A 13485-nucleotide genomic window follows, 5' to 3' on the forward strand; every position below is an offset into this window, starting at 1 on the left:
GGCAGCCTGAAAATTTTACGATGAAATGATGGTCGTCTAAATGAAAATACGACTGTTACGAGATGCACATGGCGAACGACTACAAAAAATCAAATTTTACACGCTCCACCTGCGCAACCATCGTCTTGTAAATCTTGCTGAACGTCTTCTGCGCCATCTCGCGTATTATGATAATACAATGTTTTGACACCATATTTATACGCTGATAATAAATCTTTCAACATCTGATTCATTGGCACACGCCCACCTTCAAAACGTTTAGGATCGTAGCTGGTGTTTGCGGAAATGGCTTGGTCAATGAATTTTTGCATGACGCCAACCAATTTTAGATAACCATCATTGCTGCCCATTTGCCATAAGGTTTCGTACTGACCTTTCAGGCGTTCAAATTCGGGTACGACTTGTTTCAAAATGCCATCTTTGGACGCTTTGACGGTTACCAAACCACGTGGCGGCTCAATGCCATTTGTCGCGTTAGCAATTTGCGAGCTGGTTTCTGATGGCATTAATGCGGTTAGTGTGCTGTTTCGTAAACCATATTTGACAATATCAGCGCGTAAAGTTTCCCAATCCAAATGCAATGGTTCATCACAGAATTTGTCTAAGTCTGCTTTATAAGTATCAATTGGCAAAATGCCTTGTGCGTAAGTCGTTTCGTTGAATAGGGGACACGCACCGTATTCTTTCGCTAAATTCATAGACGCTTTGAGTAAATAATATTGCATTGCTTCAAAGGTGCGGTGAGTCAAGCTAATTGCGCTGCCATCGCTGTATTTCACGCCATTTTTTGCCAAATAATACGCGTAATTAATCACACCAATGCCCAAAGTGCGGCGATTCATGGTGGCTTTTTTCGCGGCAAGCACAGGATAATCCTGATAATCCAATAATGCGTCCAATGCGCGTACAGCCAAATCTGCCAACGGTTCAAATTCGTTCACATCAGTAATCGCGCCTAAATTAAACGCCGACAGTGTACACAACGCAATCTCACCATTTTCATCATTGATATTATTCAATGGCTTAGTTGGTAAAGCGATTTCCAAACACAAATTAGATTGGCGAACAGGTGCAACTTTCGGGTCAAATGGGCTGTGCGTGTTGCAGTGATCCACGTTTTGAATGTAAATGCGTCCTGTACCTGCGCGTTCCTGCATCAAAATGGAGAATAAATCCGATGCTGCTACTGTGCGTTTGCGAATGGACTCGGTTTGTTCGTATTGGGTATATAAGCGTTCAAATTCGTCTTGGTCGGCGAAAAATGCTTCGTATAATCCAGGAACTTCGTTGGGAGAAAATAGCGTAATATTTTGATTTTTAATTAAACGTGTGTACAACAAGCGATTGATTTGCACACCATAATCTAAATGACGTACGCGGTTTTCTTCCACGCCACGATTATTTTTCAGCACCAATAAACTTTCCGCCTCAATGTGCCATAACGGATAGAACAAAGTCGCTGCACCACCACGTACACCGCCTTGAGAGCAAGATTTGACGGCTGCCTGAAACATTTTGAAAAATGGAATACAGCCTGTGTGTTGTGCTTCACCGCCACGAATTTCGCTACCCAAACCGCGAATGTGTCCTGCATTGATGCCGATACCTGCGCGTTGCGAAACATATTTGACAATAGCGGATGTTGTGGCGTTGATGCTGTCTAAATTATCATCGCATTCAATCAACACGCATGAACTGAATTGGCGTGTGGGCGTACGCACACCAGCCATAATGGGCGTAGGCAGAGAAATTTTGAATTGCGATACCGCGTCATAAAAGCGTTTCACATAATCCAAACGTGTGGTTTGCGGATATTTGGCAAATAAACACATCGCTACCAAAATATATAAAAATTGTGGGCTTTCATAAATTTGTTTGGTAACGCGATTTTGTACCAAATATTTGCCTTCCAATTGTTTCACTGCGGCGTAAGAGAAATTTAAATCACGTTCATGGTCAATATACTGATTTAATTCATTAAATTCGGATTCTGTGTAATCAGATAACAAATGTTTGTCGTATTTGCCCGATGCCACCAATTTGTTAACATGGTCAAATAAATGCGGCGGTGTGTAGTCTCCGTATGCGATTTTACGCAAATGGAAAATCGCCAAACGTGCTGCAAGGTATTGATAATCTGGAGTTTCTTCTGAAATTAAGTCTGCTGCAGATTTGATGATGGTTTCGTGAATATCTTTGGTGTGAATGCCATTATAAAATTGGATATGGGATTTTAGTTCCACCTGCGACACCGATACATTGTTCAAACCTTCTGCCGCCCAATCTAATACGCGATGAATTTTATCTAAATTGATGGGTTCTAATTGACCGTTTCGTTTTGTAACTTTGAGTGTGCTGGTGTTCATTATCTTGTCCAAATTGTTAAAATGCGTGAGCCGTTATTGCGGTGGCAAAAATATAGTGGGGCGCATCATACGATTTTTCAGGCAGCCTGAACAGGCTTGACAAAACTAAGCTATTCACACCAAAGGGATATTTTTTATTCATTTAATTCAATATGTTATATTCATAACATTGAAATCATTCAATCTATCGTTGCTTAAAAATGTAGCAAAAATCCGACAATAAAGGCAGCCTGAAAACGGTTTCAGGCTGCCTGAATGAGATTAATAATAGATTATTGAATGCTGTTGCCGATGCGTTTCATGTTGCCTGCATTCATCCAAATAAAAAATGCTTTGCCGACAATTAATCGGTCGTCTACAAATCCCCAATAACGGCTGTCTGCGCTGTTGTCGCGATTATCGCCCATGGCAAAATATTTACCTTCGGGAACATGGCATTTGAAGCTGCTGCCGTCCTCTGAATATTCACAATTTTCTGCCAATCCGCTAGCAAAATCCAATTCATTCATGCGGTTTTGATACGCATTAAACGTGCGAACATCAACTGATGGCACATCTTCTACTTTCAAAACACCAAAACTTTTGCCATCAAAGGCAGCCTGAAAATGTTCAGCGGTTTGGGTTTGTTGGTTGTCGTTATCATCGGGATAACGGTATTCGCCGATGGATTTATCGTGTTCTACGATACCATTGACGGTTAAAATTTTATCTTTGTATTCAATAATATCGCCAGGTACACCCACAATACGTTTGATGTAATTGACTTTGGTATCCACTGGAAAATTAAACACTGCTACATCGCCACGTGCTACTTTTCCAATAGGAATCAATACATTATTTAATACAGGTACACGAATGCCATAAGTGAATTTATTAACCAAAATAAAATCGCCCTTTTCCAATCCAGGACGCATGGAACTAGACGGAATTTGGAATGGTTCAGCGATAAAAGTCCGCAACACAAACACCACGCCAATAATCGGAAAAATACTCGCCATGTAATCACGAAAATGATTGTTATCCAAGCTATTTTTATTTTGCCGACCCCATTTTGACCACGTCCACACTGTACCAGTCAAAACCGTGAACAGCAGTAAAATGGCAGTAAAACTCCACGCCAGACCCGATGATAAAACACCGAAAATCCCCACCATCAACAGCAGGTAGCCCCATTGCAACGCGCTGCTCCATTCGCCTTCTGCGGTACGCTGTTTACTGCCCGAAAACAGCATGATTGCTCCAGCAATCAATGCGCCGATGGCTGCGTATGTGATTTGATTCAATTCCACTTTTTGTCCTAATGATTGATTATTAAAATAAAACAGCAGCGCATGAGTTTCAGGCTGCCTGAAAATTATAACAGTGAATCCCAAAATTGGAACAATGTTTGTTCAAATTAATTTTCAGGCAGCCTGAAAATGGTTTATGGGATACTGGTGTTCACGCGGTAGAAGAAATCAATGCCACGCGTGAGTGTGCGATAAACTGATTTTTTGCACCTTGCCTGTTTCAAAATAATCCTGCGAATATTGCACGTGTATGCGGTTGATTTTTCGGATTAAACGTTCGGTTTTTTGAATATCGGTTTCCATGATTTTTGTTTCAGGCTGCCTGAAAGCATTTGGCTTCCTAATATTCAATAAATTGGATAGGAAACAAGCCAAATCGTTGCTGAATAGTCGTAATAGCGACATCAGAAGCATCTATGCCAATCCATCTTCGCTGTAAACAATGTGCTGCCCATAACGTAGAACCACTTCCTGCAAAACAATCCAATACAATAGAATCGGGATTAGATGACTGTCCAATAATCATCTGCAACATTTCGGCGTTTTTTTCAGTAGGATAAATCGGATAAGCTGGGTCTTTATACCGCCAAATATCTTGAATTTTCTTACCCTTATGGTCATCAGCAAATTTTTTAATACGCGGAACACCGTTTTTAGACCATTCCAATAAACCATGTTTATCTAATTCATCTAAATCATCTGGCGAACTGCGCCAATGCCGCCCTTTTGGTGGCATCATACCACGCCACATTGAGCCTGTTTCACCATTTTGCGTTTCTCCTGGTGCATGAATAGGAACGGTATTATATCTCCGTCCTTGTTCATCAACCTTTTGAAACATCTCTATTTTATCTTCATCTGTCAAGGGGATAGTAATATTATTAAAGATATTTTTTTTTGCATTTTTAGCATAAAAAAGCACCATATCTTTTTCATTCCCAAAAGCACGGCGCGAAAAATTTTTCGGATTAGATTTAATCCGCGCAATATCATTTTTAAAATTATCTGCGCCAAACACTTCGTCCATGATAATTTTTAAATAATGCCCAACCTTACTATCAATATGCACATAAATTGAACCGCATGAGGATAATAATTCACGCATTAAAATCAATCGTTCGCGCATAAATTCCAAATAATTTGCCATACTGCGATTGTCTTCATAAGCGGTTATGCCATGATTGGTTCTGCTAATGGTACTGATTCGTTCATCAGAAATAGTAAAAATTTGTTGTGTGTTATAAGGAGGGTCAATGTAAATTAAATCAATTTTTCCATGATAACCACTATTTAATAAAACCGACAATGCGTGGAAATTATCACCTGAAAATAAAATAGGCAGCGTTTTATCTAATTCAATTGATTGGATTTTTTTGATTGTGTCAAAATTTGACTTTCAGGCTGCTTATTAGAATAAATGAGCTGCATAATCACACCGAAAACAAATAATCACGCAATAAAACAGCTGAAATAATAACTTCATCATCAGCAAATGTTGCCAAATCACTGAACATTTTATTTTTACCCTTGATGTATAAAACGCCATCTAAAATAGCAATTGTTTTAACAGTATATTGACTTGCTGCTAATACAGATTTCATGGTGGCAATAGTATCATTGAATTGTGCATTTTGATGTCCGCCAAAATCCGTTAAAAATTTTGCTTCACCAATGATGATGGTTTGATTGAATTTAGCAATAAAATCTAGGCCCTTATTGTGTTGATAACCCAAATGTGTTTTGGCGAAATATTCCATTGCTTTATCGCCAGCATTAAACACGATATTGCCTTGATAATTCAAAAATTCATCAGCATCATTGGTAACAGGCACACCTAAGGCACCGCTATTTATCCAATTTTTAAATAACGGCCCAATTTGGCGATTGGTTTCTTTGGGTACTGTGGTTTTATCCAAAATTTCATCAAAGCCCATTTCTATCAATATACCTGCTAAATGGCTAACAGTACCAGGGTTGCGTTCAAGAGCAGTTTTGTCGCGTTTCAAATAAGCAACGTAGCTGTCTTTAATCGGAAAAATCTCTTGTTTCAACAAAACTTCTAATAAGTTTCTTCCATCTCTGTTTTCTAAATGTGTGCGAATATCTGTTTGTGTTTGTTCTGCCAATTCGCGGCGCAAATTAACCGACATGGGATAGACGCGATAAAGTTGGTCTAAATAATTACTTTGTGCTGCTAAATCAATGCTTCTTTGTGTCCATAAATTCATTTTCTATCCTTTTCAGATGGCATATTCTACTTCCAGGCAGCCTGAAAATTATTTGTCCCCAATCTCCAAAATCGCCAAAAATGCGCTTTGTGGGATTTCTACATTGCCCACTTGTTTCATGCGTTTTTTACCTGCTTTTTGTTTTTCCAGTAATTTTTTCTTACGCGTAATGTCGCCACCGTAACATTTTGCCAATACGTTTTTACGCAAGGCTTTCACGTTTTCACGCGCAATAATTTGACCACCGATGGCAGCCTGAACCGCAATATCAAACATTTGGCGCGGAATCAATTCACGCATTTTGCTTGCCAATTCACGCCCACGCTGCACCGAAGTTTGACGATGTACAATCAAACTCAACGCGTCCACTTTATCGCCATTCACCATAATGTCCAATTTTACCAAATCAGACGGCTGAAATTCCTTAAATTCATAATCCAACGAAGCATAACCGCGCGAAGTGGATTTCAGTTTGTCAAAGAAATCCATCACCACTTCATTCATTGGCAAATCGTAAGTCAGCATCACTTGACGACCGAGGTATTGCATATTGCGTTGCACGCCGCGTTTTTGATTGCACAAAGTCATCACATTGCCGACATAATCTTGTGGAACAAGAATGGTGGCGGTAATAATGGGTTCTAAAATTGTGTCAATCGTGGCAATATCAGGCAATTTGGATGGATTTTCTACTTCAATTTTGTCGCCATTTTTCATGATGACTTCATAAACCACAGTCGGCGCGGTGGTAATTAAATCCATGTCAAATTCGCGTTCCAAACGCTCTTGCACAATCTCCAAATGCAACAAGCCCAAAAAGCCACATCGGAAACCAAATCCCAACGCTTGCGATACTTCGGGTTCAAATTTCAATGATGCATCATTGAGTTGCAGTTTTTCCAGCGCATCGCGTAAGTTTTCATAATCGTGGCTTTCCACCGGATACAAACCCGCGAATACCTGTGATTGCACTTCTTTGAAACCTGCCAACGGTTCGGCAGCAGGATTGGCGGCAAGCGTAACCGTGTCGCCCACTTTTGCTGAACCGAGTTCTTTCACGCCAGTAATCAAAAAGCCCACTTCGCCCGCACTTAATTGTTGTTTTTGTATGGATTTTGGGGTAAATATGCCCAGTTGTTCTACTTGCGTTTCGGCTTTAGTGGACATGAAACGCACTTTGTCTTTCAGTTTAATCGTGCCATTTTTCACGCGAATTAACATCACCACGCCAACATAATTGTCAAACCATGAATCAATAATCACGGCTTGCAATGGCGCAGTAGGGTCGCCTTCAGGTGCAGGAATTTTCGCGACAATTTCTTCCAACACATCTTCCACGCCCAAACCTGATTTAGCAGAACACGTTACCGCACCCACCGCATCAATACCGATGATGTCTTCAATTTCTTGTGCCACGCGGTCGGGGTCGGCGGCAGGCAAGTCAATTTTGTTCAGCACAGGCACGACTTCCACGCCTAAATCAATCGCGGTGTAGCAGTTGGCAACGGTTTGGGCTTCCACGCCTTGCGATGCGTCTACTACCAGCAATGCGCCTTCACAGGCCGAAAGCGAACGTGAAACTTCGTAGGAAAAGTCCACGTGTCCTGGGGTGTCAATCAAGTTGAGTTGATAGATTTCGCCATTACGTGCTTTGTAGTTTAAGGCAGCTGTTTGCGCTTTGATGGTAATCCCACGTTCTTTTTCAATATCCATAGAATCAAGAACTTGTGTACTCATTTCGCGCAAATCTAAACCACCGCAATGTTGAATAAAACGGTCGGCAAGTGTGGATTTTCCGTGGTCAATGTGGGCAATAATGGAGAAATTTCGGATATTTTTCATGTTGTTGAATTCAATAATAAAATAAAAATATGGCTACCTGAAAATAATTGATGCGTTTTCAGGCAGCCTGAAAAAGTTAAAGTACGATATTCTAACAGAAAATTTAAAGGTAGCCTGAAAAGATGACGCTTATGGTGTGGTCAAATATATGGTCGTTTAAAATGAAAAATACGACTGCGTTGTCCGTTCCCTTAATGTACGAGATGTATACGGCAGTCGTCTTGTTTTATTTTTGATATTTAATTTATTGATTTTTAAGATAATGATTATTTCAGGCAGCCTGAAAAGTTTGCCAAACTTTCCACGCATCAACTGTTTCACGTACATCGTGAACGCGCACAATTTTCGCGCCTTGCGTGAGCGAGAATAGGGCGGCTGATACGCTGCCTGAAATGCGTTCGGTAGGGATTTCTTGCCCTGTAATTTCGCCAATCATGCGTTTACGCGATACGCCAACTAAATGCGGTAAATGATAACTGGTGGTTAATTTATCCAAATTTTTCATTAACATAATATTATGTGTCAGTGTTTTACCAAAACCAAAACCAGCATCTAACACAATTCTTTCGGGTACGATGCCAGCTTGAATGCACACGTCAGCGCGTTGCTGCAAATATTGAGCGACTTCAGTAACAACATTTTGATAATTTGGGTTATTTTGCATATTTTCAGGCAAGCCTTTCATGTGCATTACACACACACCGACTTGAGATTGTGCGATTAAATTCACAGCGTTTTCGTCTTCTAAACCTTGTACGTCATTAATTATATCCACAAAATCAAAATCTAATGCTAATTTCATCACGCTAGCACGGCGCGTGTCCAAACTAATTGGCACATTCCAGCGCGAAATTTCTGCTAACACAGGTTGAACGCGCTGCCATTCCAATTCGGGAGACACTGCCATCGCGTTTGGGCGCGTGGATTCGCCGCCAATATCCAAAATATCTGCGCCATCTTGGAGTAATTTTTCGGCGTGGGCGAGCGTGGTTTTCAGGCTGCCTGAATACGTACCGCCGTCTGAAAATGAATCGGGTGTTATATTTAAAATGCCCATGATTTTGGGCGTGGTTAAATCAATTTGAAAGCGTTTGGTTTGCCAAAACATGATGTTGTCCTAATAAAAATGCTGCCTGAAAACAAAGAAAATAGTTTTCAGGCAGCCTTTAAAGTGATTATTTATTATCTTCTGGTTTGGAATCGTGTTCAGGCTGCGTTAAATTGGTTGACACTTCGTCCGATTTTGCAGGTTCAGACTGTGTAGTTGGCTGTGCCAATTGTGCATCTTCTTCGCCTTCTTTACGTAAATTGTAACTGTAATCTTTTGGTGGACTGGGTTGTTTTCCTTCCATAATTTCAATTACTTGATCGCGGTCAATGGTTTCCCAATCCATTAAGGCTTTGCACATGGTTTCCATTTTATCGCGATTTTCGCTCAAAATTCGGTACGCCACATTGTATTGTTCGTCCAAAATACGGCGGACTTCGGCATCTACTTCCTGCATGGTTTTTTCGGAAATGTGTTGCGAACGTGTTACGCTGCGTCCTAAAAAGACTTCACCTTCGTTTTCTGCATACACCATCACGCCCATTTTTTCGCTCATACCAAAACGCGTTACCATTTCACGTGCAATTTGGGTAGCACGTTCAAAGTCATTTGATGCCCCTGTAGAAATGCGTCCCACATACAAATCTTCCGCGATACGTCCACCGAATAAAATCGCCAATTGACTCAACATTTGGTCTTTGTACATGGAAATGCGGTCGCGTTCAGGCAGCTGCCAAGTCAAGCCTAACGCGCGTCCACGTGGCATAATCGTTACTTTGTGGACGGGATCAGTAAATGGCAAACTTTCTGCTACAATTGCGTGTCCAGCTTCGTGATAAGCGGTGGCACGTTTTTCATCTTCGTGCATGACCATGCTGCGACGTTCTGGACCCATATAAATTTTGTCTTTGGCGTCTTCAAAATCGCTCATGTCCACTTTGGTTTTGTTACGGCGACCTGCGAATAGGGCAGCTTCGTTGACCAAATTTGCCAAATCTGCACCTGAAAATCCTGGTGTACCACGCGCCAAAGTTTTCAAATCCACACTCTCGTCCAAAGGAACTTTTTTCGCATGGACATTCAAAATTTGCTCGCGACCTTTAATATCAGGCAATGGCACAACCACTTGGCGGTCAAAACGTCCAGGACGTTGTAAAGCTGGGTCTAATACGTCAGGGCGGTTAGTTGCGGCAATCACGATAACGGTTTGATTGCTTTCAAAACCGTCCATTTCTACCAATAATTGATTCAAAGTTTGTTCGCGTTCATCATTGCCCCCCCCCAAACCTGCACCGCGTTGGCGACCTACTGCGTCAATTTCGTCAATGAAAATAATGCACGGCGCATTTTTCTTTGCTTGTTCAAACATATCGCGTACACGACTCGCCCCGACACCGACAAACATTTCCACGAAATCCGAACCTGAAATACTGAAAAACGGTACACCTGCTTCACCCGCAATCGCTTTTGCTAACAAGGTCTTACCCGTACCTGGAGAACCTGCTAATAAAATACCGCGCGGCACACGTCCGCCTAAAGATTGATAGCGATTAGGTGCTTTTAAGTAGTCTACAATTTCTTGTACTTCTTCTTTGGCTTCATCGCAACCAGCCACGTCAGCGAATTTGACGGTGTTGGCATCTTTATCCAGCAAACGCGCACGACTTTTACCAAATGAAAACGCCCCACCTTTGCCACCGCCTGTTTGTGCACGCATGAAATAAATCCACACACCAATTAACAGTAATACAGGCAATAAACTTGTTAATAACCCACTGATTATACCTGGTTTTTCTTCAGGTGTTACTTTGACGCGAACGTTATTTTCTTCAAGCGTTTGAATTAATTTATCGTCTAATGGTGCATTAGTGGTAAAGCTGGAATTACTGGTATCGTTGCGTTCACCTTGAATGACATAGCCAACAGGCGAACCCGTCAAATTAACATTATTGACTTCACCTGATTTAACTTGTTTAATAAATTGTGAATACTCAATTTGTTGATTATCTGATTTTTTCTCCTGCATGGCATTCACGCCAAAACCGATGGCCAAAAACAGCGCACCCCAAACCAGTATATTTTTAAAATTGTTTCCCACAGAAACAAACTCCTATAATAATTAAGTGAGAGAGATTGTAAAACACCATCAATAAAGTTGTCAGCGTTTATTTTTGCCTAATAGATAAATTTCACTGGAGCGATTACGTGATGCATCAGGTTTTCGCGTTTGCACCACAGTAAAGGTTTCGCGCATGGCGGTTAAATATTCTTGATACCCAGAACCTTGGAATACCTTAACCAAAAAACAACCACCTGTTTTTAAATGATTTTGTGAAAAATCCAACGCCAATTCACACAAATAATAGCTCCGCGCTTGGTCCATCACAGCGTTGCCAGACATATTGGGTGCCATATCGCAAATTACAAGATCCAGTGGGCGATTTTCCAACAGCGATTCAAATTGCGCCAACACATCGGCTTCACGAAAATCGCCTTGAATAAACTGCACACCGTCAATATGTTCCATTGGTAAAATGTCCAGTGCGAATACTTTGCCTTGTTTGCCCACCAGTTTAATGGCAACTTGCGACCAGCTACCAGGTGCGCTGCCCAAATCTGCCAACACGGTATTGGGTTTAATGATTTTATCTTTTTCATTTATTTCCAATAATTTGTAGGCAGCACGAGCGCGATAACCATCTTTTTGGGCGCGTTGTACGTAGGGGTCATTCACATGTTCATTCATCCATGTGGTAGAAGATTTAGAGCGTTGTACCATATTGTTTTTTCTATTAATAAATAGATATTCAGGCAGCCTGAAAATGAAAAAATAACATTGTACGCTATTTTCAGGCTGCCTTGTAGCTTGAGTGTTCACTTTAATTTTATTGTTAATTTTGTCGCTCATTTTAACCACAATTTTTATGTTAATCGCAGCATTTGGATTCTATTTGTGTTGTGTTTTACTTTATAATCACTGTTTTGAAAATAAAGAACAAATATATTTGCAGGATAACTATATGAATTCAGACGGTATTCTTATTATTGCGCGGAGTCATTTGCCTAACGTTTTTAATTTAATGATGTTGGCGGCGGTGATTTTTTTCGCTTCATTTATTTGGGCGATGCTGCCTGAAAAATTTCGTATGTTAAATCAATGGGGTAGAAATATTCTGAAACAAGCTCCTAGTATTATGACGGCATTGGGTTTGTTTGGCACGTTTTATGGTTTAACGGATTCTTTGCGTGGTTTTGGTACAGAAATTGAACAAATTCAATTATTTGTCAATGAATTGAAATCGGTATTTGTGTATTCCATTTTGGGGATTGCTTCCGCGGCGATTTTTATGGTATTGAATGTGGCGGTTAATGCCATTTATCATCATCGTTCTCAAATTGAAAAAAATAAAGCTATTCAACAGTATAAACAACAAAATAAACAAGTTCAACAAAATAATGAAGCAGTTTTACAATTTTTGTCGGCGCAATTGAATGCCACCAATCAAATTAATAAAACACTTCAAAATCAAAATATTGGTCAAAATTCTGTGCCTGCTGCCAATCCCATCGGTGTATCGGCAGAAATGCAACATTATTTGGCGCAACAAGCACAATTTGCACCACATTTGGCAGAATTGAGTGGTATTCAGGAGACATTGAATAAAACTATCTCTAAATTATTGATTCCAATGACAAATTATAGTGCTGAATTTCATGACCATATGATGAGTATGTTTCATGAAAAAATGGATGCGCAAACGCAATTATTGGCAAAAATCAGTCATCAGTTAACTGAACAAAATCAATTAAATAGACAAATAATTGAAAAATGGCAGATTAATCATGTACCGCAATCGCCACTTCCTGCGCCCGATAAACCCATTACGACCACCAGCAGCGCACTTGACCCATTCAAAAAATTGGAGCAAGAATTGGAAGAATTGAGTAATGAAAATAAGAAATTGTTTTCTAATAAATTTTTATAATTTATTTTTCAGGCTGCCTGAAAATAGGTAAATGAATATGTTGCAAATGTATGATGAGCCTGTTGTTGAAAATGAAGATGAATCAACTACTTGGATTGCTTTGTCTGATTTAATGACAGGACTGATGGCGATTTTTTTGACTTTGAGTATTGCGATTTTGGTTAATCAAAATGCACAACGTGATGAAATTGTGCAAGATGTGCAGCAAGCACTCAAAAAAAGTGGTTTGGAAATTGAAACCGATCCACGTACGGGTGATATGAATATTGCAGCAGATTTTGCTTTTGAATCGGGTAAAGCGGTGTTAAAACCTGAAGGCAAAGCGATTTTGGATCAGCTGATGCCTGTGTTTGCGAAAGCGGTTTTTGATGAATTATCGGGTGAGCAGCAGGAAGAAATTACGCGTTTGATTGTGGAGGGGCATACGGATAGCGTGGGCAGTTATGCGTCCAATATGCAGCTGAGTACGGAACGTGCCAATGCGGTGTTGTCATATATTGATACACAAATGCCTGATTTTCCACATAAAGCCGAATTGCTTGCCAAAATGACCGCAGTCGGGCGCGGCGAAAACGATGCCAGTCCAACCGAAAATCCAGCCGATAGGCGCGTGTTGTTGCGTTTTGATTTTAAGCAACCCGATTGGACAAAACAACCGAAAAAAAATCAGAAATAGATTTTCAGGCTGCCTTAAATATGTCAATTTAGGCAGCCTGAAAGTATTTA

The 13485-nt window shown here is 40.4% G+C and carries 11 protein-coding genes; 2 read left to right on the top strand and 9 right to left on the bottom strand.

The features are described 5' to 3' along the window. Nucleotides 1-89 precede the first annotated feature (89 nt). The 9 genes from nrdA to BWP33_RS01805 form a co-directional block, all read right to left on the bottom strand. Nucleotides 90-2366, bottom strand: a complete 2277-nt coding sequence (gene nrdA, locus BWP33_RS01765) for a class 1a ribonucleoside-diphosphate reductase subunit alpha (protein WP_002641084.1) — start codon at nt 2364-2366, stop codon at nt 90-92. Nucleotides 2367-2382: 16 nt separating this feature from the next. Next, nucleotides 2383-2508 (bottom strand): hypothetical protein, encoded by a 126-nt coding sequence (locus BWP33_RS13090; protein WP_280522804.1) that lies wholly within the window; start codon nt 2506-2508, stop codon nt 2383-2385. Between the two features lie 130 nt (nt 2509-2638). After that, the gene (gene lepB / locus BWP33_RS01770) at nt 2639-3655 is read right to left on the bottom strand and encodes a signal peptidase I (protein WP_002641083.1); all 1017 of its coding nucleotides are present in this window, start codon (nt 3653-3655) and stop codon (nt 2639-2641) included. 340 nt (nt 3656-3995) lie between these two features. Next, entirely contained in the window at nt 3996-4961 is a 966-nt protein-coding gene (locus tag BWP33_RS01780) for a site-specific DNA-methyltransferase (RefSeq protein ID WP_211289039.1), read from the bottom strand. Nucleotides 4962-5085: 124 nt separating this feature from the next. Then, the gene (locus BWP33_RS01785; protein WP_002641081.1) at nt 5086-5883 is read right to left on the bottom strand and encodes a type II restriction endonuclease; all 798 of its coding nucleotides are present in this window, start codon (nt 5881-5883) and stop codon (nt 5086-5088) included. A 48-nt stretch (nt 5884-5931) separates the two neighbouring features. Next, complete coding sequence (gene lepA, locus BWP33_RS01790) at nt 5932-7725, bottom strand: translation elongation factor 4 (protein WP_002641080.1); 1794 nt, start codon at nt 7723-7725, stop codon at nt 5932-5934. Between the two features lie 271 nt (nt 7726-7996). Beyond that, the gene (gene folP / locus BWP33_RS01795; RefSeq protein ID WP_002641079.1) at nt 7997-8833 is read right to left on the bottom strand and encodes a dihydropteroate synthase; all 837 of its coding nucleotides are present in this window, start codon (nt 8831-8833) and stop codon (nt 7997-7999) included. Nucleotides 8834-8900: 67 nt separating this feature from the next. Further along, nucleotides 8901-10871: an ATP-dependent zinc metalloprotease FtsH gene (gene ftsH / locus BWP33_RS01800; RefSeq protein WP_002641078.1), complete on the bottom strand. Its 1971-nt coding sequence runs from the start codon at nt 10869-10871 to the stop codon at nt 8901-8903. A 60-nt stretch (nt 10872-10931) separates the two neighbouring features. After that, complete coding sequence (locus tag BWP33_RS01805) at nt 10932-11552, bottom strand: RlmE family RNA methyltransferase (protein WP_040628454.1); 621 nt, start codon at nt 11550-11552, stop codon at nt 10932-10934. 241 nt (nt 11553-11793) lie between these two features. Between BWP33_RS01805 and BWP33_RS01810 the strand changes: the two genes are divergently transcribed. Next, entirely contained in the window at nt 11794-12759 is a 966-nt protein-coding gene (locus tag BWP33_RS01810; protein WP_002641076.1) for a MotA/TolQ/ExbB proton channel family protein, read from the top strand. Nucleotides 12760-12790: 31 nt separating this feature from the next. Further along, nucleotides 12791-13435: an OmpA/MotB family protein gene (locus BWP33_RS01815; protein WP_040628451.1), complete on the top strand. Its 645-nt coding sequence runs from the start codon at nt 12791-12793 to the stop codon at nt 13433-13435. Nucleotides 13436-13485: the final 50 nt, after the last annotated feature.

The organism is Simonsiella muelleri ATCC 29453 (assembly GCF_002951835.1).
Lineage (GTDB): Bacteria > Pseudomonadota > Gammaproteobacteria > Burkholderiales > Neisseriaceae > Simonsiella > Simonsiella muelleri.

What these genes read in the sequence shown, in the direction of transcription:
- BWP33_RS01815 (WP_040628451.1), top strand. Translation starts at nt 12,791, where the DNA reads ATGAATATGTTGCAAATGTATGATGAGCCTGTTGTTGAAAATGAAGAT.
- BWP33_RS01805 (WP_040628454.1), bottom strand. Translation starts at nt 11,552, where the DNA reads ATGGTACAACGCTCTAAATCTTCTACCACATGGATGAATGAACATGTG.
- BWP33_RS01810 (WP_002641076.1), top strand. Translation starts at nt 11,794, where the DNA reads ATGAATTCAGACGGTATTCTTATTATTGCGCGGAGTCATTTGCCTAAC.
- nrdA (WP_002641084.1), bottom strand. Translation starts at nt 2,366, where the DNA reads ATGAACACCAGCACACTCAAAGTTACAAAACGAAACGGTCAATTAGAA.
- folP (WP_002641079.1), bottom strand. Translation starts at nt 8,833, where the DNA reads ATGTTTTGGCAAACCAAACGCTTTCAAATTGATTTAACCACGCCCAAA.
- lepA (WP_002641080.1), bottom strand. Translation starts at nt 7,725, where the DNA reads ATGAAAAATATCCGAAATTTCTCCATTATTGCCCACATTGACCACGGA.
- BWP33_RS13090 (WP_280522804.1), bottom strand. Translation starts at nt 2,508, where the DNA reads ATGAATAAAAAATATCCCTTTGGTGTGAATAGCTTAGTTTTGTCAAGC.
- BWP33_RS01785 (WP_002641081.1), bottom strand. Translation starts at nt 5,883, where the DNA reads ATGAATTTATGGACACAAAGAAGCATTGATTTAGCAGCACAAAGTAAT.